The sequence below is a fragment of the Apilactobacillus kunkeei DSM 12361 = ATCC 700308 genome (genome assembly GCF_001281265.1).
Taxonomy (GTDB): domain Bacteria; phylum Bacillota; class Bacilli; order Lactobacillales; family Lactobacillaceae; genus Apilactobacillus; species Apilactobacillus kunkeei.
In genome coordinates, this window is the sequence record NZ_JXDB01000002.1 from 124,602 (window position 1) to 147,265 (window position 22,664).

At 37.8% G+C, this 22,664-nt stretch carries 21 protein-coding genes; 15 read left to right on the forward strand and 6 right to left on the reverse strand.

All coding sequences use genetic code 11. The features are described from left to right. Window positions 1-7 precede the first annotated feature (7 nt). Both RZ79_RS00955 and RZ79_RS00960 read right to left on the reverse strand, forming a co-directional pair. Window positions 8-970 carry a nucleoside hydrolase gene (locus RZ79_RS00955; protein WP_054449624.1) on the reverse strand — a complete coding sequence of 321 codons (963 nt, stop codon included), beginning with the start codon at window positions 968-970 and terminating at the stop codon, window positions 8-10. A 213-nt stretch (window positions 971-1,183) separates the two neighbouring features. Beyond that, on the reverse strand, window positions 1,184-1,963 hold the full coding sequence (locus tag RZ79_RS00960; RefSeq protein WP_051592184.1) for an alpha/beta hydrolase: 780 nt from the start codon (window positions 1,961-1,963) through the stop codon (window positions 1,184-1,186). An 81-nt stretch (window positions 1,964-2,044) separates the two neighbouring features. Between RZ79_RS00960 and RZ79_RS00965 the strand changes: the two genes are divergently transcribed. Further along, window positions 2,045-3,034, forward strand: a complete 990-nt coding sequence (locus RZ79_RS00965; protein WP_054449625.1) for an NAD(P)/FAD-dependent oxidoreductase — start codon at window positions 2,045-2,047, stop codon at window positions 3,032-3,034. A 4-nt stretch (window positions 3,035-3,038) separates the two neighbouring features. On the opposite strand, the gene RZ79_RS00970 is transcribed toward RZ79_RS00965, so the two are convergent. Both RZ79_RS00970 and RZ79_RS00975 read right to left on the reverse strand, forming a co-directional pair. Beyond that, entirely contained in the window at window positions 3,039-3,800 is a 762-nt protein-coding gene (locus RZ79_RS00970) for a potassium channel family protein (RefSeq protein ID WP_054449626.1), read from the reverse strand. 109 nt (window positions 3,801-3,909) lie between these two features. Then, window positions 3,910-6,033 carry an LTA synthase family protein gene (locus RZ79_RS00975; RefSeq protein WP_054449627.1) on the reverse strand — a complete coding sequence of 708 codons (2,124 nt, stop codon included), beginning with the start codon at window positions 6,031-6,033 and terminating at the stop codon, window positions 3,910-3,912. Between the two features lie 189 nt (window positions 6,034-6,222). Here RZ79_RS00975 and RZ79_RS00980 point away from each other — a divergent pair, with 189 nt between their 5' ends. Together RZ79_RS00980 and RZ79_RS00985 are read left to right on the forward strand one after the other, a co-directional pair. Next, window positions 6,223-6,489, forward strand: a complete 267-nt coding sequence (locus RZ79_RS00980) for a hypothetical protein (protein ID WP_034530962.1) — start codon at window positions 6,223-6,225, stop codon at window positions 6,487-6,489. Window positions 6,490-6,549: 60 nt separating this feature from the next. Further along, complete coding sequence (locus RZ79_RS00985; protein ID WP_054449628.1) at window positions 6,550-7,215, forward strand: histidine phosphatase family protein; 666 nt, start codon at window positions 6,550-6,552, stop codon at window positions 7,213-7,215. A 61-nt stretch (window positions 7,216-7,276) separates the two neighbouring features. Here the strand turns inward: RZ79_RS00985 and RZ79_RS00990 are convergent, their stop codons facing one another. Then, window positions 7,277-7,744 (reverse strand): C40 family peptidase, encoded by a 468-nt coding sequence (locus tag RZ79_RS00990; RefSeq protein ID WP_054449629.1) that lies wholly within the window; start codon window positions 7,742-7,744, stop codon window positions 7,277-7,279. Window positions 7,745-8,068: 324 nt separating this feature from the next. Here RZ79_RS00990 and RZ79_RS00995 point away from each other — a divergent pair, with 324 nt between their 5' ends. The 7 genes from RZ79_RS00995 to apf (RZ79_RS01025) all read left to right on the forward strand — a co-directional run bounded on the left by RZ79_RS00995 (window position 8,069) and on the right by apf (RZ79_RS01025) (window position 14,076). Further along, a complete protein-coding gene (locus RZ79_RS00995; RefSeq protein WP_162200340.1) occupies window positions 8,069-8,443 on the forward strand; it encodes a MerR family transcriptional regulator in 375 nt (124 codons plus the stop codon). Next, on the forward strand, window positions 8,443-9,120 hold the full coding sequence (locus RZ79_RS01000) for a glycoside hydrolase family 73 protein (protein WP_054449631.1): 678 nt from the start codon (window positions 8,443-8,445) through the stop codon (window positions 9,118-9,120). Before RZ79_RS00995 ends, RZ79_RS01000 begins: the two co-directional genes overlap by 1 nt. Window positions 9,121-9,200: 80 nt before the next feature. After that, window positions 9,201-9,935: a TerC family protein gene (locus RZ79_RS01005; RefSeq protein WP_034531009.1), complete on the forward strand. Its 735-nt coding sequence runs from the start codon at window positions 9,201-9,203 to the stop codon at window positions 9,933-9,935. A 4-nt stretch (window positions 9,936-9,939) separates the two neighbouring features. After that, window positions 9,940-10,260, forward strand: a complete 321-nt coding sequence (gene trxA / locus RZ79_RS01010; RefSeq protein WP_054449632.1) for a thioredoxin — start codon at window positions 9,940-9,942, stop codon at window positions 10,258-10,260. A gap of 417 nt (window positions 10,261-10,677) precedes the next feature. Further along, on the forward strand, window positions 10,678-12,060 hold the full coding sequence (nhaC, locus tag RZ79_RS01015; RefSeq protein WP_054449633.1) for a Na+/H+ antiporter NhaC: 1,383 nt from the start codon (window positions 10,678-10,680) through the stop codon (window positions 12,058-12,060). 441 nt (window positions 12,061-12,501) lie between these two features. Further along, entirely contained in the window at window positions 12,502-13,050 is a 549-nt protein-coding gene (gene apf, locus RZ79_RS01020) for an aggregation-promoting factor (protein WP_474857638.1), read from the forward strand. 378 nt (window positions 13,051-13,428) lie between these two features. Beyond that, window positions 13,429-14,076 carry an aggregation-promoting factor gene (gene apf, locus RZ79_RS01025; protein WP_237756520.1) on the forward strand — a complete coding sequence of 216 codons (648 nt, stop codon included), beginning with the start codon at window positions 13,429-13,431 and terminating at the stop codon, window positions 14,074-14,076. A gap of 50 nt (window positions 14,077-14,126) precedes the next feature. On the opposite strand, the gene RZ79_RS01030 is transcribed toward apf (RZ79_RS01025), so the two are convergent. Then, window positions 14,127-14,768 (reverse strand): hypothetical protein, encoded by a 642-nt coding sequence (locus tag RZ79_RS01030; protein ID WP_054449634.1) that lies wholly within the window; start codon window positions 14,766-14,768, stop codon window positions 14,127-14,129. A gap of 388 nt (window positions 14,769-15,156) precedes the next feature. Between RZ79_RS01030 and RZ79_RS01035 the strand changes: the two genes are divergently transcribed. From RZ79_RS01035 to RZ79_RS01055, 5 genes are read left to right on the forward strand one after another with little or no spacing between them, the layout of a single operon-like run. Then, a complete protein-coding gene (locus tag RZ79_RS01035) occupies window positions 15,157-16,095 on the forward strand; it encodes an aspartate carbamoyltransferase catalytic subunit (protein ID WP_054449635.1) in 939 nt (312 codons plus the stop codon). Further along, on the forward strand, window positions 16,079-17,347 hold the full coding sequence (locus RZ79_RS01040; RefSeq protein ID WP_054449636.1) for a dihydroorotase: 1,269 nt from the start codon (window positions 16,079-16,081) through the stop codon (window positions 17,345-17,347). The genes RZ79_RS01035 and RZ79_RS01040 overlap by 17 nt, the downstream gene beginning before the upstream one ends. Further along, a complete protein-coding gene (locus RZ79_RS01045; RefSeq protein ID WP_054449637.1) occupies window positions 17,348-18,427 on the forward strand; it encodes a carbamoyl phosphate synthase small subunit in 1,080 nt (359 codons plus the stop codon). Window position 18,428: 1 nt separating this feature from the next. Next, window positions 18,429-21,605, forward strand: coding sequence for a carbamoyl-phosphate synthase large subunit (gene carB / locus RZ79_RS01050; protein WP_054449638.1), 3,177 nt, complete (start codon window positions 18,429-18,431; stop codon window positions 21,603-21,605). 11 nt (window positions 21,606-21,616) lie between these two features. After that, window positions 21,617-22,561 carry a dihydroorotate oxidase gene (locus RZ79_RS01055; RefSeq protein ID WP_054449639.1) on the forward strand — a complete coding sequence of 315 codons (945 nt, stop codon included), beginning with the start codon at window positions 21,617-21,619 and terminating at the stop codon, window positions 22,559-22,561. Window positions 22,562-22,664: the final 103 nt, after the last annotated feature.

Sequence of the window (22,664 nt, forward strand, 5' to 3'; positions counted from 1 at the left end):
TTTTTGTTTACTTGTTGTTTGCGAATAAGTAGTTTAAGTATTCCATAAATGTCTTTAGGTAACGCTTTTCATCTACTTGAATAGCAACACTAGCAGTAGGGTTTGGGTCGTCTAGGTGAGCAGTATCACCAGTAGTACGTCCGTAGTTTAATTCACCAGTGTGAACCAATAGATCTAAGTCCAATGTTTGAACGAAGCTAGGATCACAAGCAACACCAACGGCTAATGGGTCGTGTAATGAACAACCACCTAGGTGTGGGTACATTTCAGCGTAAATATCGATGTAGTAGTCAACAATATCTGCGAACTTTTCACCAGCAACAGTGCCTAAGTTACGCCATTGTTGAGTTTCTTTTTTAGTTAGAAGCGTTCTTAATGTAACGTCTAGACCAACCATAGTATCGTGTAGTGGGCTTCTGAATACTTCGTTTGCAGCAGTAGCATCTTGGTTGATGTTTGCTTCAGCAGCATCAGAAACGTTACCAGGAACAGTTAAAGCACCACCCATTAGAGTAACGTTACCGATTAAGTCGGCAATTGATGGGTCCTTACGTAAGGCTAAGGCTAGATTGGTAAGTGGACCAGTAGGGATGATTGTTAAATCCTTACCGTACTTGTGAGCGGCTTCGATGATGAAGTCGACACCTGATTGTTCTTCCACTTGGCGGCTACTTGCTGGTAATTCAACTTCACCAACACCGTTAACACCATGAATGTGAGCTGAAACTTCCATTACTTCGAAACTGTCAGTTTCTAGTGAATGAGGTTCACCTTCAAATACTGGTACGTCAGTAGCACCTAATAGGTCTAGAATTTCAAGTGAGTTCTTAGCGGCTTGTTCTACCAATACGTTTCCGTATGAGTTCACAACACCTACTAAATCGGCGTTAGGGGCAGCGACAGCGTAAGCGATAGCCATTGCGTCATCGACACCTGTATCAACGTCTAAGATAATTTTTTGCTTTGCCATAATGAAAAACCCTCCCAATATTAATTCCCCTCACGGATCTTTGTCCGTGAACATTTTTCATTAACTTTAATTATATGGGCTTTCAGTCCAAAATAAAAGGGGATACTAAGAAGTTTTTAAGGAAATAGCATATAAATACGAACAAATTTAACGAAAATAAGAAATTTGTTAATAAAAAATCTCGACTTCTAAATGAAATCGAGATTGTGGTTGCTAGTTTCTAAATAGGAATTCAGCAATTGTTTTATCCAATGTTGGATTTTCATGTAACATTGAATGTTCAGCAGAAATTGGATCTCCACGGTATAGATAGAATTGGTAGCTCTTAACGTAAGGCTTAACTAGTTTACCCATTGGTTTAACGATATCAACGGCTTCTTCACCATCGGTACCAACGTTGTAAATTTCACCAGCGATGTTAAATATCTTTAGGTTACGTGGTAAGTTCTTAGCACGTTTGTCCCCAGCTGGGTAGTCGTTGGCGATACTTACGAACTTGTTAATCTTAGGAGCGTTCTTTTGGTTAGGGTTTCTAACCATGTATTCATAGGCGATTTGACCACCTGATGAATGTCCTAAGAAGTTAACTGATTTAATGTGATAAGTCTTGTATAGGTAAGTCATCACATTCTTCATTTGTTTAGCTTCTTTGATTGGGTGAGTGTTGTCTTCAAAGATTAATTGAACTAATGGGTTATCAGCTGAAATCTTCTTGACATATTTCTTCATGGTAGTAACCTTACCCTTGCTAGAAATATGAATACGAAGAGCACGTTTAGCAATGCCATGATCGTTGAATTGATTAATGAAGTCATCGGTTGAAACGGCGTTTCCACCATAACCAGGGATGAAGATAGTAGCAGTTCTAGTCTTATCTACCTTCACATCATTTAGGACACGACCTCTGAAAATCCATGAGGTAGTGATGAATAGGGCAATTGCTTCAATAATCAAAACAATCCCAATGATAATTTTTCTGCGTTTGCTGTGCATAATTGTTCTTCCTTTGCTAAAGTATAATTATAAGATACATAATATATTAAATAACACCAAAATAAAAGGAGTTAAAGTAAAATGTCAGCTGAAATCTATGATATTACGATAATTGGAGGAGGTCCCGTGGGAATGTTTGCCGGTTTTTATGCCGGACTACGTACCGCGAAATTCCAAATCATCGAAAGTCTTTCGGAACTAGGGGGACAAGTAAATGCATTATATCCAGAAAAAACGATTCTAGATATCCCAGCATATCCTGCGATTTCAGGTCGTGATTTAGTGGCTAACTTGAAGAAACAACTTGCCACCATGGATGGTGACATTAAGTTGAATCAAACAGTAGTCAATGTTGAGAAAGACGACGACGTTTTCAAGGTTACCACAAATAAGGGAATTACCAAAACTAAAGCCATCATTATTGCAGTTGGTAACGGGGCATTTAACCCACGTAAACTAAGCGCTGATGGCGTCGAAACAATCTCAGACCAACAACTAGTATACACCGCTTCGGACTTAGATGCCTTTAAAAATAAAAAAGTTTTAGTCGCTGGTGGTGGTGATTCAGCAATCGATCAAGCACTGATGCTAGAAAACATTGCCGATGAAGTCTACTTGTTGCACCGTCGCAACGAGTTTAGAGGACTAGAACACACCGTCAACCTATTGAAGCAATCAAGCGTGAAACTAGTGACTCCATACTTGATTAAGTCATTAGAAAACGTGGACAATAACCAAGTTAGAGTCCACGCTAAGAAGATGAAGACAGATGATGAATTTATCGATATTGATGTTGATAAGATTCTGGTAAATTACGGCTTCATTTCTAATAATAAAGACATGCAAGGCTGGAATGTTGATATTGAAGAAGACCACCATGCCACAAAGGTTGATGGCAGTCTTCAAACTAATATCAAAAATATTTACGCCGTTGGTGATCAAGCTAAGTATGATGGTAAACAAACCATCATCGCGACTGGATTCGGTGAAGTTCCAATCACAATCAATGCGATTATGAACGACCTATACCCAGGTAACCGAGCACCAATTCACAGTACTCAATTATCATAAAAAATTATTTTTTCTTAGCATCCTTAGAAGGGGTGCTATTTTTTTTGACCGTCTTTTCTAGACTTTGAACTTCCTTGGTTAAAGCTTCAATTTGTCTGGTTAATTGATCGATTTTATCGTCTGTTTCGTCCTTATCTCCATGGGTGAAGAAGTCGGTAATAGTAGAGGTCAACAAACCAATAAAACCAATTCCACCGAACATTAGGAATGCGGCAATTAGTTTACCACCAGCGGTTTGCGGAGAAATATCACCGTAACCAACTGTAGTGGCGGTTGTAATTGCCCACCATAATGAAGTGGATAAATCGTGTTGTTCGAAGTGTGAGTAAATCAATGCACTGAAGATTAAAATTACAATACTGATTGAGAATAGGTAGATAAAACCAGTATCGTAAATGAAACGGTGGATGCCACCGGTCACTTTTCCGTCCCAACCAAACTTCCAGAATAGGTTGTAGTGACGGACGATTCTAATCACACGGTATAAACGAAATACCACGAAAATCGGATGGGCTGGAATTAGTGAAATTAAGTCCAATGATGTTTCTAATAAGAATTGCTTGTGGTTCTTGGCCAATAGAAAGCCGGATATGTAATCAATAATGTAAAAAATCCAGATACCATAGTAGATATTCCCCAATATCCCATGGTAGATGTTGATAACGCCGAAGTAGTCTAGACCCACCATCACAACGGATGCAACGGCGATGAAAATAATAAACAGACTATAAATCAATTCGACGGTTTTATTTTTAAATTGTTTCATTATTTCAACTCACTTTTTCTCTATCTCTTAATTCAATTATAATCATTTTACCTTTAAGTTAGTTTAAAGCAAATAAAAAACGACCAATCTTTCAATTGGTCGCTTTATTTTAGTTATCTTCGTTGTTGTTCTTGGAGATTCGAGATGATCCACCTGAATGGTTTAATTCTGGCGCATCGGTCTTGTATAGGGATTGAGTAGATTTCTTCTTAAGTTTGTCATACAAACTAGTAGACTTTTTGCCCAATTCTGTTTCAGTCCCAAGTTCCTTTTGGAATCCATTTTGGTAATTGTAATCTTTAGGATTTACTGGAGTGAATCCGCTAGGGTTGTAGAAACGAAGTAAGTTTTGTTCGTTTAGTTCATCAGAGAATGATAACTCGGTGTTAACACGAGCTTGCATCTTATTGAAGACTTTTCTTTGATGAGGGGTAGGGTGAATTACCTTACCGGTCTTGTTGCTGTAGATAGTACCGCTGATGGATGTGTACTTAGTACTTACCCAATCACGATTTCTAAATGCGACGACTGTATCGTGTTTCTTAGAGAATAAGTCGGTTCCAAATTGAATATATTGTTTAGTGTTTACGCCCAGTAGGTGGAGTAAAGTAGGCAATACATCGATTTCACCACCGTAGGTATTATCAATGTATCCCTTCTTCATTCCAGGAATGTTAAACATTAATGGAACTCGTTGTAGTTGTGCATTATCAAAATCATTCCAGTCGTTAGGATTCTTACCTAATGCTCTAGCAAGACTTAAGTTTTCTGAGTTCGAAATACCATAGTGATCACCATACAACATGATTATTGAATTTTTTAGCAATCCTGATTTTTGTAAGTATGCATAGAATTCTTGGATGGCTTGATCTAGGTAATGAGCTGTCTTGAAGTAGTTGTCTACTTTGGTATCGCCAGTATTAGTAGTCTTAAAGTTACTGTCTTCGCTATCGATTGAGTATGGGAAGTGGTTAGTAACAGTAATGTACTTCGCGTAGAAAGGTTGTTGCAATCTTTCAAGGTACTTGACGGAGTCTCTAAATAATAGTTTATCCTTTAAACCATACCCCAATGCCTTATCTCCGGAAGTATCATAGTAGCTTTCGTCGAAGAAGTATTGATATCCCATGTTCTTGTAGACATTGTTTCGGTTCCAGAAACTAGCAACATTTCCATGGAAAACAGCTGAAGTGTATCCTTTGTTTTGTTTCAAAATAGCAGGAGCTGCTTGGAAAATATTGTCACTTCCAAATTGAGTAAACATTGAACCTTGAGGTAATCCATAAGTACTTGTTTCTAGCATGTTTTCAGCGTCAGATGTCTTTCCTTGTCCTACTTGGTGGAAAAAGTTAGAAAAGGCGATCGTCGACTTACTATGGTAGAGACTGTTTAAAAATGGTGTTACTTCTTGTCCATTTACCTTCTTATCAATTAGAAATTGTTGGAAACTTTCCAAGTGAATAATAATTACGTTTTTACCCTTGGCAAGACCAAACATGGATTTTTCAGGAGCAGCGTAGTGCTTATTAATGAACTTTCTAACGTCATTCATTTCTGATTTGGTAGCCATTGCACGCAAGTCCTTAGTGTGTTGCGTGGAGATAGCATCATATACTGTAAATGAATCTACACCAAGATATTTAACAATGTATGTACGGTCAAAAGTTCTTGTTAGAAGTTGTGGTCTAGCCATTTCACCAAATGATAGGTTGGCAGTAAATATTAACAGAGCGACGGAAGTAATGGCGAATGCACCTTTTCCACCGAATTTATTGTTATCGATACGAATTACTCTAAATAATAGTAAAAGTAAGACTAACACGATATCTAACCAATAGAAGACGTCATGAGGCATGGTAAGTGCAAGTGATGATCCACTAAGCCCTTGGTTAACTTTTGAGTAACCAGTCATGGTACTTACTGTCATGAAGTCGGTAAATTCACGATAATAAATAACGTTTAAATATAGTAGTAAAGTGTTTAACCCATCAATCAAAAGGATGATAGGGTAAAATAATCTACTTGATTTGATGTACATTGCAAGTCCAAACAATAGCATGGTAGTTGCGATTGGATTAATGAATGCTATGAAGTATTCAAATGGATTTGCAAGACCTAATTGAAAATCAGTGAAATATGCGTATATAGTTTTAGCCCAAAATAAAACAACTAGTAGGATGAAAAAACCAAGCCTAGTGGACATTTTAGAGCGCAGATAATTTATCGCTTTCAAAATGAAGAGCTCCTTTGATATAATTCATATTTAATATTAACAGACCAAAGTAAAAAAGGCATGTTTTTTTCGTGTTATAAATACGTCACCACAATATGTGGCTAAATAAAAAATAGTTGTCACTATATATAGTTGCAAAATTATACAGATGTTGTAAAATAAAGTTAAATCAGTAGGAGGATGACGGCATTGCTAAAAGGTAATACTAAAAAATTAAATGTTCAGTTAAGTGATGGACAAATAATTGAATTCATGCCAGAGATGGTCCATAGTGACTTGCTAGCTTTAACTAGTAACCAAGAGATTATCAATCGTACTGAAAGATTAATCTTAGTCCAATTGAGTTCCTACACTATCATTAAACTACATGAACTACAAATGATAATTTATAAGACGCTAGATAAGTTGCGCTACCACAAGATTGCGTCTAAATATTACAATACTGAGTTAAGTTAGGCAGAATGTTGTCTAACTTTTTTTATTAGTGCTATTCTATTGTTATTAGCTAAAAAGGGGATGAATGTTATCACATTTAATCTATACGTTGTTCGACACGGACAAACATACTTTAACATTTACAATCGTTTGCAAGGATGGAGTAATTCACCTTTGACTGATAAAGGAATCGCTGGTGCTGAAAAGACTGCTAACAAACTCGCTGATACTCATTTTTCAGCTGCATACTGTAGTGACACCACCAGAGCAATGCATACAGCTAAGATTATCTTAGATGGTAACAAGGCTAGTTCAGTTAAAGAGCCTACCATTTCCAATTATCTCCGAGAGGAATTTTATGGATATTATGAAGGAAATGATATGGATCAGACCTGGTACGTTGCTGGTGCCCCACATGGTTTACCAACATTTAAGGATATTGTTACTAAGTATTCAATCGGGAAGGCCAAGGACTTCTTAAAGGAAGCAGATCCTTTCCATCAAGCAGAAAGTAATGAAGAATACTGGAATCGATGGGATAAAGGATTAGACTTAATAAGAAACGATGAAAACATTAAAGATGGTGACAACGTCCTATTAATTAGTCACGGAAACGCTGTATTGAGTCTAGTTGAACGTTTTGGTAAGGGCAAGTACGATGTTAGAGAAAGACCTGCAAATGGAAGTCTTACCAAGATGGAAGTAAGCGACGATCAAATTAGAATCACTGATTACAACATTCAGTAAAAGAAGATAAAAAAGACGATTACATTTAGTAATCGTCTTTTTTGGATTTTAAGAGATAGAATTAAGCAACTCGACCGTAAGCAACTACGTGCCACCATGGAGCATGGATGCTTTCACGGATAACACCACGGTTTTGAGCGTCAATCATCTTACCGCCACCGATGTACATACCAACGTGGTAAATGCTATTCTTTGATGAACCGATAAATACTAGATCACCTTTTTTAAGATGTTTCTTACTAACTTTTTTTGAATAATGGTATTGTTGTTGTGCAGTTCTAGGTAAATTAACACCTAGACTATGACTGTATATGTATTTTGTGAAGCCAGAACAATCAAAAGTACGTGAACCTTCGGAACCGTAAACATAACGAGCTCCCAGCTTAGTCTTAGCAACACGATATACTGAAGTGAATTGTGCTTTAGTATCAGCGTGGGCAGTGTTGCTGTTACTTGCAGCGGCACCTGCAAATAGTAGTGAAGTAAACGCGGCAGCGGTTATAGCAAATTTAGTGATTAGTTTTTTCATCTCTCAAAATCCTCTCTCTTATAAAAAATCTCTCTCGTTTTTCTCTATCTCAATATATTTCATATGATAAGGGATTAATATTTCAAGAATGTAACAAAGTAGTTTCAAATTAATTAAAACTTTCCAATTTTAATGTAATCTTTATATTTTTAGTGTTTAATATTTACTGTACCCAATTAAAGTAATGAAAGGGTTCCAAATTTGTGGTAAATTTATTATGTAGATTACACGAAAGGAACCGTTGAAATGTCGGGCTTAAAGAAATTATTTCCCGAAAAAATAGACCTTAATCGTCTAATTTTTAAAATCGGGGAAGTCAGCAAGATGATGGACGTGTCAACACGTCAACTTCGTTACTGGGAACAAAAAGGTTACATTACCTCAATTAGAGACGATAAGAGTAGATCTCGCGTTTTTAATATGGAAAACTTAAATAAAGTTTCATTAATCAAGTATTACTTGGATAAGGGGTTTACTCTTACAGCTGCAAATGAGACATCTTCTGAAAAGATTGCTAAGATGCGCTATCTAAGAAGGTTTATGATGAATGCATTCCAAGATGTGGAGACAATCGATGGGCAATCAGTTGTTAATCTGGGGTACTTTAATGAAGAAAAAACTTCCATATTATATGCCTCAGTTGATGAGAATGACGAAATAAAATATCGTGTTGTCGATATAAAGAAGAAGGATAAATGATGAGAAAAAAGAAAATGAGTTTAACTAAGAAAATTGTCTGGTTAGTTGTTATTGTGATTGTGTTATTTGGTGGATACGAAGTTGCAAAACAAATTCACAGTACAATCAGAGAAAACCAAATTCAAAAATCTGATCAACAAAGAATTGAAGAAGCACAAGAAGAAGCAGCAAAGAAACGTCATGAGTTTGCTGAAACAATTGCTAAACCAGCTGTTCAGGTATGGAATAAACAACACGTTGTATTACCAAGTGTTGTGGTTGCCCAAGCTATTCAAGAATCTAACTGGGGACAATCAGAACTATACAAGAAGGCATACAACATCTTCGGTGTGAAGGGAACATACAAGGGACAATCAATCCAATACTACACTGATGAATACGTAAGTAACGATACACCAGTAGGTAAGGGTGTTAAGGTTGTCCGCGAAGGTGACAAGAAGAAGATTTCAATTCCTGCTACCTTCAGAAAGTATCCCAGCGTCTATGATGCGGTTGAAAACCACAGTACTGTTACAGCTCTTAACTTCATTAAGCAAAAGAACGTGATGAGCTATGAAGAACAAGCTAAGATGCTTCAAAAGAATGGGTACGCAACTGATCCTAACTACGCAAAGAACTTAATTGCATTAATCAAACAATATAATTTATCTAAGTACGATGATCAAATTAGTAAATAATAAAATTTAATAGTTAAAACTATATTTTCAAAAATTTATCTTATATAATAGTAGAAAAATAGAAGAGGAGACTTTAGGTGATACCATTATTAAGTAAATTATATGGTCCGTTTTTTGATTTGAATAACTGGCATAACGTAATTTTTTCTGAGGATGCATGGATTGTTATCCTATCCCTAGTGCTAATTGAATGTTTACTGTCAGTTGATAATGCGGTGGTGCTAGCCACGCAAGCTCAAGTTTTACCAACTAAAAAAGAACAGGAAGAATCATTATTTTATGGTCTTTGGGGTTCTTACATCTTTAGATTTATCATTATTGGATTAGGGGTATTCCTAATTCATATTTGGGAATTAAAGGTTGTTGGTGGATTATATCTTTTCTACTTAGTCTATGCGCACTTCGCTCATTCTGACAAACAGAAAAAATCCATGTTCAAGCAATCTGCCAACGAATCCAATCGTAAGCGTTTTTGGATGACAGTATTACAAATTGAATTTATGGATATTGTCTTCTCCGTTGATTCCGTGCTAGCCGCTCTAGCAATTTCTGAGAATCCAGTAATTGTTTTATTGGGTGGGTTAATTGGAATTCTATGTATGAGAGGAATCGCCGAAGTCATCATGTTAGTGATGAAGAAGGTACCAGAGTTAAAGACAATGGCATACTTCTTAATCGCAGTGATTGCTTTGAAGCTAATCCTTTCAATCCCAATGATTGATATTGAAATTGAACCACTTCACTTTGGTTTAATTGTATTGGTTACATTCATCGTAACCTTCATCATTCATTTTATTCGAAAAGCAAAGAGGTAATAAAATGGCAACAACAATTACAAGGGAAAACCTTGCACAAGAAACAGATAACAAAATGACTGTCATCGACTTTTGGGCACCATGGTGTGGTCCATGTAAGATTATGGATCCAGTGCTTGAAGCAATGGAAGAGGAATTCGGGGACCGCATTCACTTTGGTAAGATGGACGTCGACAATAATGAAGACGTGGCAAAACAATACAAGGTGATGGGACTACCAAGCATCGTTTTATTCAAAAATGGTAAGGCAGTCGAAAAGGTGACTGGAGTATATCCAAAGGAAAAGATGGCGCATTATCTAAACCGTAAACTTGAAGAAATATAAATTTTAGTTGACGGATTAAATCTGTAGTGCTAATCTTAATTTAATCAAATAAAGCAAAACAATTATTCCAAATTAAGTAACGAATTAGCTGGGTGTCAGGAAGTCGGTGGTTGCTGCGAACCGATCAGGCTAATCTCGATGAAATACATTGGATAGTGTCTACCCAAGAACGGTAACTAGAGTCGTTATTTCTAGAGAGTGAGTGACCACTATGTGTGGTTACTAATTTGGGTGGTACCACGGTAAAAAATACAAATAAGTCGTCCCTGTTGTTTTATACAACAGGGACTTTTTTTATGGAAAGAAGACGAGAAAATGATAATAGCTAATTGCGGAGGACTAATCCGATATCAAAATAATTAAAAACACTACATATATTAGATAAGAAAAATTAATATTATTTTGAGGAGAGATATTATGCAAGAAGAAAAGAAACCGACAGTCAGTCTGGCTGAGGGAATTATTATTTTAATAGTAATGATGGCTATTATGTCATTTGGTGTTATTGGTTTGGGCATTTCACCAGAAGTGCCAATCCTAACTGGAATTATGTTATTGGTATTCTGGGGTCGTTTCAAAGGCTTCAAATGGGATGACATCGACGAAGGATTCATTACTGGAATTAAAAATGGAATTGTTCCATTATTTATCTTTCTATTGATTGGTTCATTGATTGGTGTTTGGATCGCCTCAGGGGTTATTCCTTCACTAATGGTTTTTGGTTTCCACTTGATTAATATCAATTGGTTCTTACCATCAATCTTTCTAGTATGTGCCTTAGTTGGTACATTCATCGGTAGTGCGTTTACTGTTATCTCTACTTTAGGGATTGCCTTTATGGGAATCGGTATCACAATGGGGATGAACCCAGCAATGATTGCCGGTGCCGTTATCTCAGGTGCGGTCTTCGGTGATAAGTCATCACCACTATCAGCAACTGTTAACCTAGCCGCTGCTGTATCAGGTGCTGACTTGATTGCTCATATCAAGAATTTGATGTGGTCAACAATTCCTGCCATGATTGGTTCATTCATCATCTTCGTGTTCTTAAACCACAGTGATGGTAAAGCCAACCTAGCAAACGTCGACAAGACAGTAAACGTATTGAACAGTAACTTCCACATTTCATTTTTAGCAATTATTCCAATCGCACTACTACTTATCTGTGCATGGAGTCACATTCCAACAATTCCTACATTATTCATTAACATCATCGTTTCAATCGGATTAATGGGAATTCAAGATCATAAGCTTTCACTACTAAAGATTAACGACCTAATCACTAGTGGATTCGTATCAAAGACTGGCAACAAGTCAGTTGACCTTCTTCTATCAAGAGGGGGAATCAGTTCAATGATGGGTACGCTAGCATTGATCATGATTGCCTTAGCTTTTGGTGGGCTATTGATGCATTTAGGAATCATTGACGCCGTTGTGCAACCACTTACTAAGCATCTAAACAGCGATGCTAAGTTAATCATCGCTGTAATTTTCACTGCCATCGGGGTAAACGTATTCGTTGGTGAACAATTCCTATCAGAAATTCTACCTGCCAATGCATTTAAGAAGGTCTTCCACCAAGCTGGATTAGCACCAGTTGCACTAAGTCGTGCGATTGAAGATGGTGGTACCGTAATTAACTACTTGATTCCATGGGGTGTTGCCGGAGCATTTATTTCAGCAACATTAGGTGTTCCAGCAAGTCACTTTGCTCCATTCCTATTCCTAAGTATCTTGTCTCCAGTATTCTCAATTCTAAGTGCAGTCACAGGAATTGCTATTAAACATAATAAAGATTAACTAATGTTTAGAATAATTTAATGCTATTAAGAAAAAGTTAAAAAGCCTATCATAAAGCAATTTATGGTAGGTTTTTTGTTTTCGATTTTTACGTTGCACATCACTTTAAATGAAACATATTTGAGTGATTTTGAAAAAAATTCGAAATTTTTTTGCGAAAATTGATCAAAAATTTCCTATATATTGTACACGATTATTAAAACAAGAAAGCCGAGTTATTAGTCATTGTGTTCATTTATATTTCAATAAGTTACAGTTATGTTACTATATTGCAAATCGAACGATGAATGTAACATCTATGTAACACTCATGTAATATTGAGTAGATAGAATATGCATTCGTTGTTGAAGGACAACCAACGCAATTTTTTATTTTTTAATTTTATATAGGAGTGTTTCAGTTATTAGATATAAATTTCATGTTTTATTTCTTGTAATCGCAATCTCGTTCGCGGGATTACTTTCTATTTACCGAAATGCTACTGTAGATACCAACGCGAATACAGTAGTGACTGTGAAGTCTGGCGATACACTAGAAAACTTGTCAGATAAGTACAATGTTTTCATGTCTGTTTTAGAGCATGCTAACGGCAAGTATAGTGATGATGATTTATTAGCTGGCGATCAAATCGTGGTTCCAGATAATAATAATGATGCAAAAGACGACAAGAAGGTTCAAAAGCAACACTCGACTAAGTCAAATAAACATCATTCTACTTCTAAGAAACAAAATCAATCACAATACAGTGCTCAATCAGCATGGAACAAAGCAAATGCCGAAGCGAAGGCATGGATTTCTTTCCATGAATCTACCGATTCATACACCGCACAAAACGGTCGTTACTATGGTAGATATCAATTAGATAGTAGTTACCTTAACGGTGATTACTCACCAGCTAATCAAGAACGTGTCGCAGAACAGTATGTTGCTAACCGATATGGTTCTTGGGTGAACGCCAAACAACATTGGGTTGCCAATAACTGGTATTAAAAAGAGACGTTGAAAGTTTTACTTTCAACGCCTTTTTTTTAACCCATTTTCGATCAATTTTAGGTTTGCAAGGATTTTTTCAAAATCTTTTAGCACTTTTTTGGCCAGATTAGAAACAATTTTAGAATAATTTAAGATGTATGTAACGTTCGAAATGGCTCAACCATGGGCATAATACTACTTTTGATGTCATATTGTTACAGCGTAACGACAATGTTACGAAAAAGCCAAATCTTTTAACGTGCATGATATAGGCATGTAATGGATACGATGTAGTATATATCACAGTTAATCAAATCGATTAACACTTTCGACGATACAGAAATACAGAATTATAGATTTTTATAGGAGTGAATTATTATCGTTAAATTAAATAGTATGAAGTCAATGTTATTTGCTACTGCCGCAGTAGCTGGATTATTTGTAGCTGGTGGCGCAAATGCCAACGCAGATCAAACTGCTAATGCATCTGCACAACAACCACAACAACAAGCTAAAGCATCAGTTAAGAAGACTGTGACTGTTCAAAGTGGTGATACTCTATGGGGATTATCACAAAAATACAACGTTTCATTAAGTTCACTTAGAGCAGTTAACAACCGTGTTAACACAGATTTAATCTATGTAGGTGAAAAGATAACTTTACCTTCAAGTGCAACTGTATCTACTGATCAAAAGACTGTTGCCTCAGCAACAACTACTCAAAGTACTACTAACCAACAATCAGTAGCACAACCTCAACAACAAGCACAAACTCAAAGCACAACTAATTACAGCCAATCACAAAGCTCAAGCTACACTGGATCAAGCAGTTCTGCTAAAGAATGGATTGCTAACCGTGAATCTGGTGGTTCATACACTGCTTCAAACGGTCAATACTATGGTAAGTACCAACTAGGTGCTGCTATGCTACACGGTGACTACTCGGCCGCTAACCAAGAAAAAGTTGCTGATCAATATGTTGCTGCCCGTTACGGTTCATGGGATAACGCTAAGTCATTCTGGTTACAACACGGTTGGTACTAAGATCTTAGCCGATTTATTCAATCGATATTTATATCTACAAAAAGACGCCTTTATGGGCGTCTTTTTTTGTCGGTTATTTCTTCACCAGTTTTTACTAATTCATACCACGAAATGATTGTTAAAATAATTAGTGGTAGTTCAATGCAATAAATAAAAGCCAAGATAATATTAGCATTGGTAAAGCTAGTATTATCATCCATGATTTTAATTCCACCATATATAATGGAAATAACCGTAAAGGAATTTTTGAGCATTTCTAAAATAACTTTAGGTAAAAAATATTTAGCTCGAAAACTATTTAGATTAGGATTTATTGTTTGAGTGTGGCGATAATAAAATATGGTTATGATGATTGAAAAACATAATAAAAGAATAATGACGAATGATAAAGATGATGTAATGTAATAATCGATAATGGATATTTTGGGATGGAAGAAGCTTAAAAAATTAAATGTTCCCAGACATGCAAGCTGAGCAAAAATAATCATATCTATAGAAATGATTAACATCTGTTCACCATTTCTGACTCTTACTATGATAAGAAATAATAACGGTACGCATATTGAAGAATAAAAAAGGTTAAACAGTTGTGATATATGGCCAAATAATGCACCTACTATTATTAAGGACGCCACTAAAGATATTTTTAATATAAATATTGTGGTAAATTTTGTTCTTAAAGATGGTTTCATCTAATCACTTCCAAATTGTAAAGTTATTTATTTACTGTCATTATACAAACAAAATGTCATGATAATTGAGATATTGGTAATCTTAAGAATGTTTTTAAAATTTGACTTGTTATATTTCATAATTGTGATATATTAGAAACAACATAAAAAGAGATTCGCCTTTAAGTATTGACCAGAGAGTCAGACAAGGCCTATGCGTAGAAATTATACGCCATCAGTGTAAACAACAGACATTGAGGGACTTTTCTGACACGGTCAGGGAAGTCCTTTTTTATTATCTTGGTTTCAATTAAGCAACTCCAGAGAGGGTGCATTGGAATATTACGCAATCAGTCCATTCCAAGCACCCACTCCATCGAGTTGGGTGCTTTTTTAGGAGGATGGATACATGCAAACACATTTTTTAGACCTTAATCAGCTAGACGATGACGAAATCATGGAACTACTAAAGTTAGCCATTGATTACCGAGACGGAAAGGTTGTGCAACTAAAACGTCCGGTATATTTCGCTAACATGTTTTATGAAAACAGTACGCGTACCCACACATCGTTTGAAATGGCTGAACGTAAGTTAGGTATCACGCCAATTAATATCGATCCAAAGAATAGTTCGGTGCAAAAAGGTGAAACGCTACCGGATACAATCAAAACGCTACAAGCAATTGGAACCGATGGGATAATTATCAGACATAAGACGACAGGATGGTATGAACCACTAATAGATGATGAAAGAATTCAGACATCATTGGTAAACGCAGGGGATGGTAGTGGTCAACACCCATCACAGAGCTTGTTAGATTTACTTACCATCTACGATGAATTCAAGAAGTTTAAGGGCTTAAAGATTGCCATCGTCGGAGACTTACTTCACTCAAGAGTCGCAAGGTCAAACGCTGAAATTCTAAAACGACTTGGCGCAAAGTTATACTTCGCTGGACCAGATGAATGGTACCCAAGCGATTTTGACCAATTTGGTGAGTTCACCAACATCGACACTATTGTCGGTAAAGTTGATGTCATGATGATGCTGAGGGTGCAACTAGAAAGATTAAATGAAGATGCCCGTGAAAGTTTCACTGCCTTGGAATACGCCAACATCTTTGGACTAACCGTAGAACGCGGCAACAAGATGAAGAAAAAGGCTATTATCATGCATCCAGCACCTGTTAATCGAAACATTGAAATTGCCGATTCTCTTGTGGAAGCACCCCAATCTAGAATTTTTCGACAGATGCAAAACGGGGTGTTTGCCAGAATGGCTATTCTAACATCAATCTTAAAGAGTAAAGACTTAATTGTGGAGGACGATTATGAAGACATTAATTAAAAACGTATATGTAGACAATCAATTACAATCCATCCTAATTGAAGATAAAAAAATCAAGGCCATCGGAACCAACCTAGGAGAAAAGTTCAATCAAGTGATTGACGGAAATGAAGCGACTGTATTACCCGGACTGGTAGACGTTCACGTCCACTTTAGAGATCCAGGACTAACATACAAGGAAACTACAGAGACCGGAAGTAAGGCCGCTGCACATGGTGGATTTACTAGCGTCTGTGTGATGCCAAACGTTAAACCAGTTGTGGATACACCACACGAGTTACAAGAACAATTAAGTCTAAATCGACGTGAGAGTGTCGTACATGCCTACCAATATGCAGCAATCTCAAAACAGTTAATCGCATACAAGCCAACTGACTTTACACAAATGGCCAAGATGGGTGCCATTGCATTTACCAACGACGGGCATGGGGTTCAAAACGCTGAAACAATGTATCTTGCAATGGAGGAAGCACAAAAATTAAATAAACCACTAGTTGCCCATGTTGAAGATGACTCGTTAATTAACGGTGGGGTGATGAATGCGGGTGACAAGGCTGACGAACTTGGCTTGCCAGGGATGTCACCACTATCAGAATCATCACAACTAGCTAGAGACCTAGTATTAGCCAAGGATACTGGAGTGCACTACCATGTTGCTCATATCTCCACTAAGGAATCAGTGGAACTTGTTAGAATTGCTAAACAACGTGGAATCAACGTGACTGCCGAAGTTTCACCACATCATTTATTATTGGATGATTCAATGATTAACAGTGATAATCCAATGATGAAGATGAACCCACCACTAAGAAGCCTAGAAGATAGACATGCACTAATCGCCGGACTATTGGACGGCACAATCGACATGGTAGCAACTGACCACGCTCCACACAGCGAAAAGGAAAAATCGGGATCGATGAGAGACGCGGCTTTTGGAATTGTTGGAATTGAAACAGCATTCAGCTTAATGTACACCAGCTTTGTTAAGTCAGGATTGGTTGACTTAAAGACATTGGTTAAATGGATGAGTAAGAATCCTGCTGAAATCTTTCACTTACCAGCGGGAAGATTAGAAGAGGGTCAACCAGCTGACTTAACCTTGATGGATTTAGATGATGAATATGAAATCAATGCTAATGACTTCTTCTCAAAAGGTAAGAACTCGCCATTCATCGGTAAAAAGGTATATGGCAAGACAAGACTAACATTAGTTGACGGCGACATTGCATATCAAGATGGGAGCGTGGAATAGATGCAATCACGGTACTTAGTATTAAAGAATGGATCAACTTACGAAGGAATTGGATTTGGTTCCAAGAAGGTAGTTCATGGTGAATTGGTTTTCTCGACAGGGATGACTGGTTACCAAGAAAGTATGACCGATGCAAGTTATGATGGGCAAATGTTAGTGTTTACATACCCATTAATCGGAAACTATGGGGTTAACAGAGACGACATGGAAAGTTTGCATCCATCCGTTGCAGCTATAGTAGTAAATGAAATCGCTAGATTGGTTGGTAACTGGCGTAGCAACATGACACTGACTCAATATGCTGAACTAGAGGATCTTCCTGGAATTTCACAAATCGATACCAGATCATTAACCCAAGAATTAAGAGACGAGGGTTCAATGGAAGCTGTTATTGTAGATGATTTAAAACCAGAGACCGTTCAATCAGCATTTGATCTGCCACTAGAAAGTACATCTGCAAAAAGTGCCTCCACTAACAGCGTATATCAAGCACCTAACACTGGATTGCGTGTTGCACTAATTGATTTCGGACTAAAAGACTCTATCTTACGTTCGCTAGCCCAACGTAATCTAAACGTAACGGTCTTTCCATCAACCAGCACAGCAGAAGAAATTTTAGCAAGTCATCCTGATGGAATCTTGTTATCAAACGGACCTGGGGATCCAAAGGAATTAAAATACGTTTTACCAGTAATTCGTGAACTAGAAGAACAATTACCAATACTTGGAATTTGTCTGGGACATCAACTATTTGCTTTAGCCAATGGTGCTAACACCTACAAGATGAAGTTTGGCCATCGTGGGTTCAACCACGCAATTGCAGAAGCTGGGAAGAAACAAACTTACTTTACTTCCCAAAACCACGGATACGCAGTGGATGCAGAATCAATTCCATCAACTGAATTAGAAATTACTCAAACAGAAATCAACGATGGAACGGTTGAAGGAGTGCGTTTGAAGAACAGACCAGCATTCTCGGTTCAATATCATCCAGATGCATCACCTGGACCACACGATGCGGAATACGTCTTTGACGATTTTGTAAAAGCAATGCAAGATAATCAGAAAGCGGGGATTTAAGATGGCAAAACGAACTGACATTAACAAAATTTTAGTAATTGGATCCGGACCAATCATTATTGGGCAAGCTGCTGAATTTGACTACTCAGGATCACAAGCTTGTCTGGCTTTGAAGGAAGAGGGTTACGAAGTTATCCTAATTAATTCCAATCCGGCGACAATCATGACCGACACTACGATTGCTGATAAGATTTTCGTTGAACCAATCACCTTGGAATTCATCAGTAAAATCATCCGCCAAGAATTACCTGATGCAATCCTACCAACATTGGGTGGGCAAACTGGATTGAACATGGCTAAAGAACTAGCTGACAGCAACATTCTTGATGAATATAATGTCGAACTATTAGGTACTAAGTTAGATGCTATCGAAGAAGCTGAAGATAGACTTCGTTTTAAAAATCTAATGGAAGAAATTGATGAACCGGTTCCTGAATCCAAGACGGTCGAAAACATGGAAGACGCAATCGCTTTTGCTGAAGAAATCGGCTTTCCATTAGCCATTCGTCCTGCATACACGCTGGGTGGAACTGGCGGTGGATTCGCGCATAACATGGCAGAATTCGAAGAAATTATGGAAAATGGATTACGCCTATCACCAATCAGCCAAGTGCTAGTGGAACGTTCAATCGCCGGATACAAGGAAATCGAAATGGAAGTAATGAGAGACCAAATCGATAATGCAATGATTGTCTGCTCAATGGAAAACGTCGATCCAGTCGGTGTTCATACTGGAGATTCAATCGTTGCCGCACCAGTTCAAACGTTATCTGACCGTGAATATGAAATGTTACGTGACGCAGCATTGAAGATTATCAGAGCTCTCCATATTGAAGGGGGATGTAACGTTCAAATGGCACTTAGTCCAACTTCAATGAAGTATTACATCATTGAGGTTAACCCCCGTGTATCACGTTCATCAGCTCTGGCTTCAAAAGCAACTGGGTATCCAATTGCCAAGATTGCAGCCAAGATTGCCGTTGGTATTAATTTAAACGAAATCAAGAATCCGGTAACTCAAATCACATTAGCTCAGTTTGAACCCGCCTTGGATTATGTTGTAACTAAGATTCCACGTTGGCCATTCGATAAATTTCCACAAGCTGATAACCACCTCGGGACTCAAATGAAGGCTACTGGTGAGGTTATGGCAATCGGTCGAAATTTCGAAGAGTCTTTATTAAAGTCAGTTCGTTCTTTGGAAATCGATCAACGCTACTTTGACCCAGGACAATATGAAAATGTCGATTCTGTTGACATGCTTCAAGCAATTGGAGAACCAACCGACGATCGACTATTCATGATTGCCGAATTAATCAGGAGAGGGGCTACCATTGAACAAATCAATGCCAGAACCCAGATTAACCTCTTCTTCTTAGATAAAATTCAACACATTGTGGAAATTGAAACAGAGTTAGCAACTGACCAATCACTTCCGATGTTAAAGATAGCCAAACGTTATGGCTTTTCGGACGAGTGGATTGCTAAAATTTGGAATACAGACGAAAAGTCAGTTCGTCAAATTCGTAAAGATAACCAAATCACACCAGTTTACAAGATGGTAGATACATCTGCTGGTGAAATCAAAGCCGCAACTCCATATTTCTACAGCACGTGGGGTCAACACAGTGAATCAGAAGTATCTGATAAGAAGTCAATCTTAGTACTAGGTTCGGGTCCAATTAGAATCGGTCAAGGAGTCGAATTCGATTACGCTACAGTTCATGGTGTGCAAACCCTACAACAATTGGGCTATGAATCCATCATCATGAATTCCAATCCAGAAACGGTTTCAACCGACTTCTCAATGTCAGACAAGCTATATTTTGAACCGCTAACTATTGAAGATGTGCTAAATGTTATCGATATTGAAAAACCGGAAGGAGTTATCGTCCAATTCGGGGGTCAAACTGCCATCAACCTGGCGGAACCACTTCAAGAAGCAGGCGTTAAGGTATTAGGAACAACTGTAGAAGACATTAATCGCGCTGAAGATCGTCATGATTTCGACCAAGTTATCAAGCAATTAAAACTACCGCAACCACAAGGTGATACCGCTACAAACATCGATGAAGCCATAAAAATTGCCAATGCAATTGGTTACCCAGTCATGATTAGGCCATCATACGTATTAGGTGGAAAGGCAATGGAAATCGTCCACGACGATGATGAGCTACATCGCTACATGACCAAAGCAGTTCATGCATCAAACGACCATCCCGTTCTAATTGACCAATACTTATTAGGATCAGAAGCTGAAGTTGATGTCGTATCAGACAGTGAAACTGTTGTTATTCCTGGAATTCTTGAACATATCGAGAGAGCCGGGATTCATTCTGGTGACTCAATGGGGGTATACCCACCACAAATCATGTCTAAAACTGTCCAAGACCAAATTGAAACGGCGGCGGTGGAATTGGCCAAGGCATTAAACACCAAGGGATTAATGAACGTTCAATTCGTTATTAAGGATGACGTGGCCTATGTCATCGAAGTTAATCCAAGAGCTTCAAGAACGGTTCCATTCATGTCAAAGGTTGCTCACGTCCCAATGGCTGACCTAGCCACCCGTGTCATGGCAGGGGAAAAACTATCAGACCTTGGATACAGGTCAGGGGTGGTTACACCAGCTAAACGTATTAGTGTGAAATCACCTGTGTTTAGTTTCTCCAAACTACCACTAGTCGATAACACGTTAGGACCTGAAATGAAGTCCACAGGTGAAGCGATGGGTTCAGATACAAGTTACGCTAAAGCATTGTACAAGTCATTCATCGCATCTGGAATTACGATTCCAACATCAGGGAATGTCTTATTCACTGTCTGTGATGAAGATAAGCAAGAAGCATTAGATTTAGCCAAGCGTTTCAGAAGATTAGGGTTCCAAATTAAAGCAACTGCAAATACGCATCGCTTTTTCCAAGAAAATGGTTTAGACAACGACTTAATCCACAAGTTCTCAGAAGACGATGATAATAACCCGGTCAGCGAATTAAATAAGCAACATCTAAAACTAGTCGTTAACACTATCGACTCAACGGAAGCGACTTTCGACGATGAAGCACAAATCAGGGCTGCAGCGATTGAAAATGCAGTGCCTTTGTTCACAGCATTAGACACTGTTGCATCATTGTTAACAGTACTAGAAGATCAAACACTAACCGTCAACGCACTTTAGGAGGAATTCAAATGTCAGTAGACTTATCAGCACAAATCGCCAACATGTCAGTAAAGAACCTATTTTTAAACGCGTCAGGAATTCATTGTCAAACAGAGCAGGAACTAGATGAATTGATGAACGAATCAGTATCAGGCGCCATGGTAACCAAGAGTATGACCCCCAAGAGTCGTTTTGGAAATCCGCTTCCCCGATACTACCGTATGGAAAACGGCTCTATTAACTCAATGGGATTACCTAACCAAGGGTTCGATTACTACATGAATTACTTGAAGAATCATGACCAAAGAAAACCAATCATTGTATCAGTGGCGGGGATGTCAAAACAAGAAGATTTAGAAATGTTACACCAACTTCAAGATAACGACGACTATCAAGGTTTGACTGAGTTAAACCTATCTTGTCCGAACGTGATTGGCAAACCACAAATGGCCTATGACTTTGATGCTGCTGATGATTTACTGCATGAGGTGTTTAGTTTCTATAAGAAACCATTAGGGATTAAGTTACCGCCATACTTTGACCTAGTTCATTTTGACATGATTGCTGAAGTATTGAACAAGTATCCACTAAGTCACGTTAATACGATCAACTCTGTCGGAAATGGTCTGTGGGTTGATACCAATTCTGAAACGGTTGTATTAAAGCCAAAGGGCGGCTTTGGAGGTGTCGGAGGATCGATGGTATTACCAACAGCTTTAGCCAATGTCCGTGGATTACGACAACGTCTAAACGACGACATTAAGATTATCGGTACCGGTGGAGTTACCAATGGACGAGACGCATTCGCCCACATCTTGTGTGGTGCAGAAATGGTTTCAATTGGTACTCAATTATATGAAGAAGGTCTACGAACTTTTGAACGAGTAACAAGAGAATTAACTGACATTATGGAGGCTAAAGGATATACATCACTAGATGATTTCCGAGGCCAATTAAAGATAATTGAAGACTAAATAAAAAAGGCTGGAAATCCAGTCTTTTTTATTTAAGAATTGGTAATGGTTGCGACTTATATAACGAAATTTGGATTTTTTGTGGTACGATAAAAATATAAAA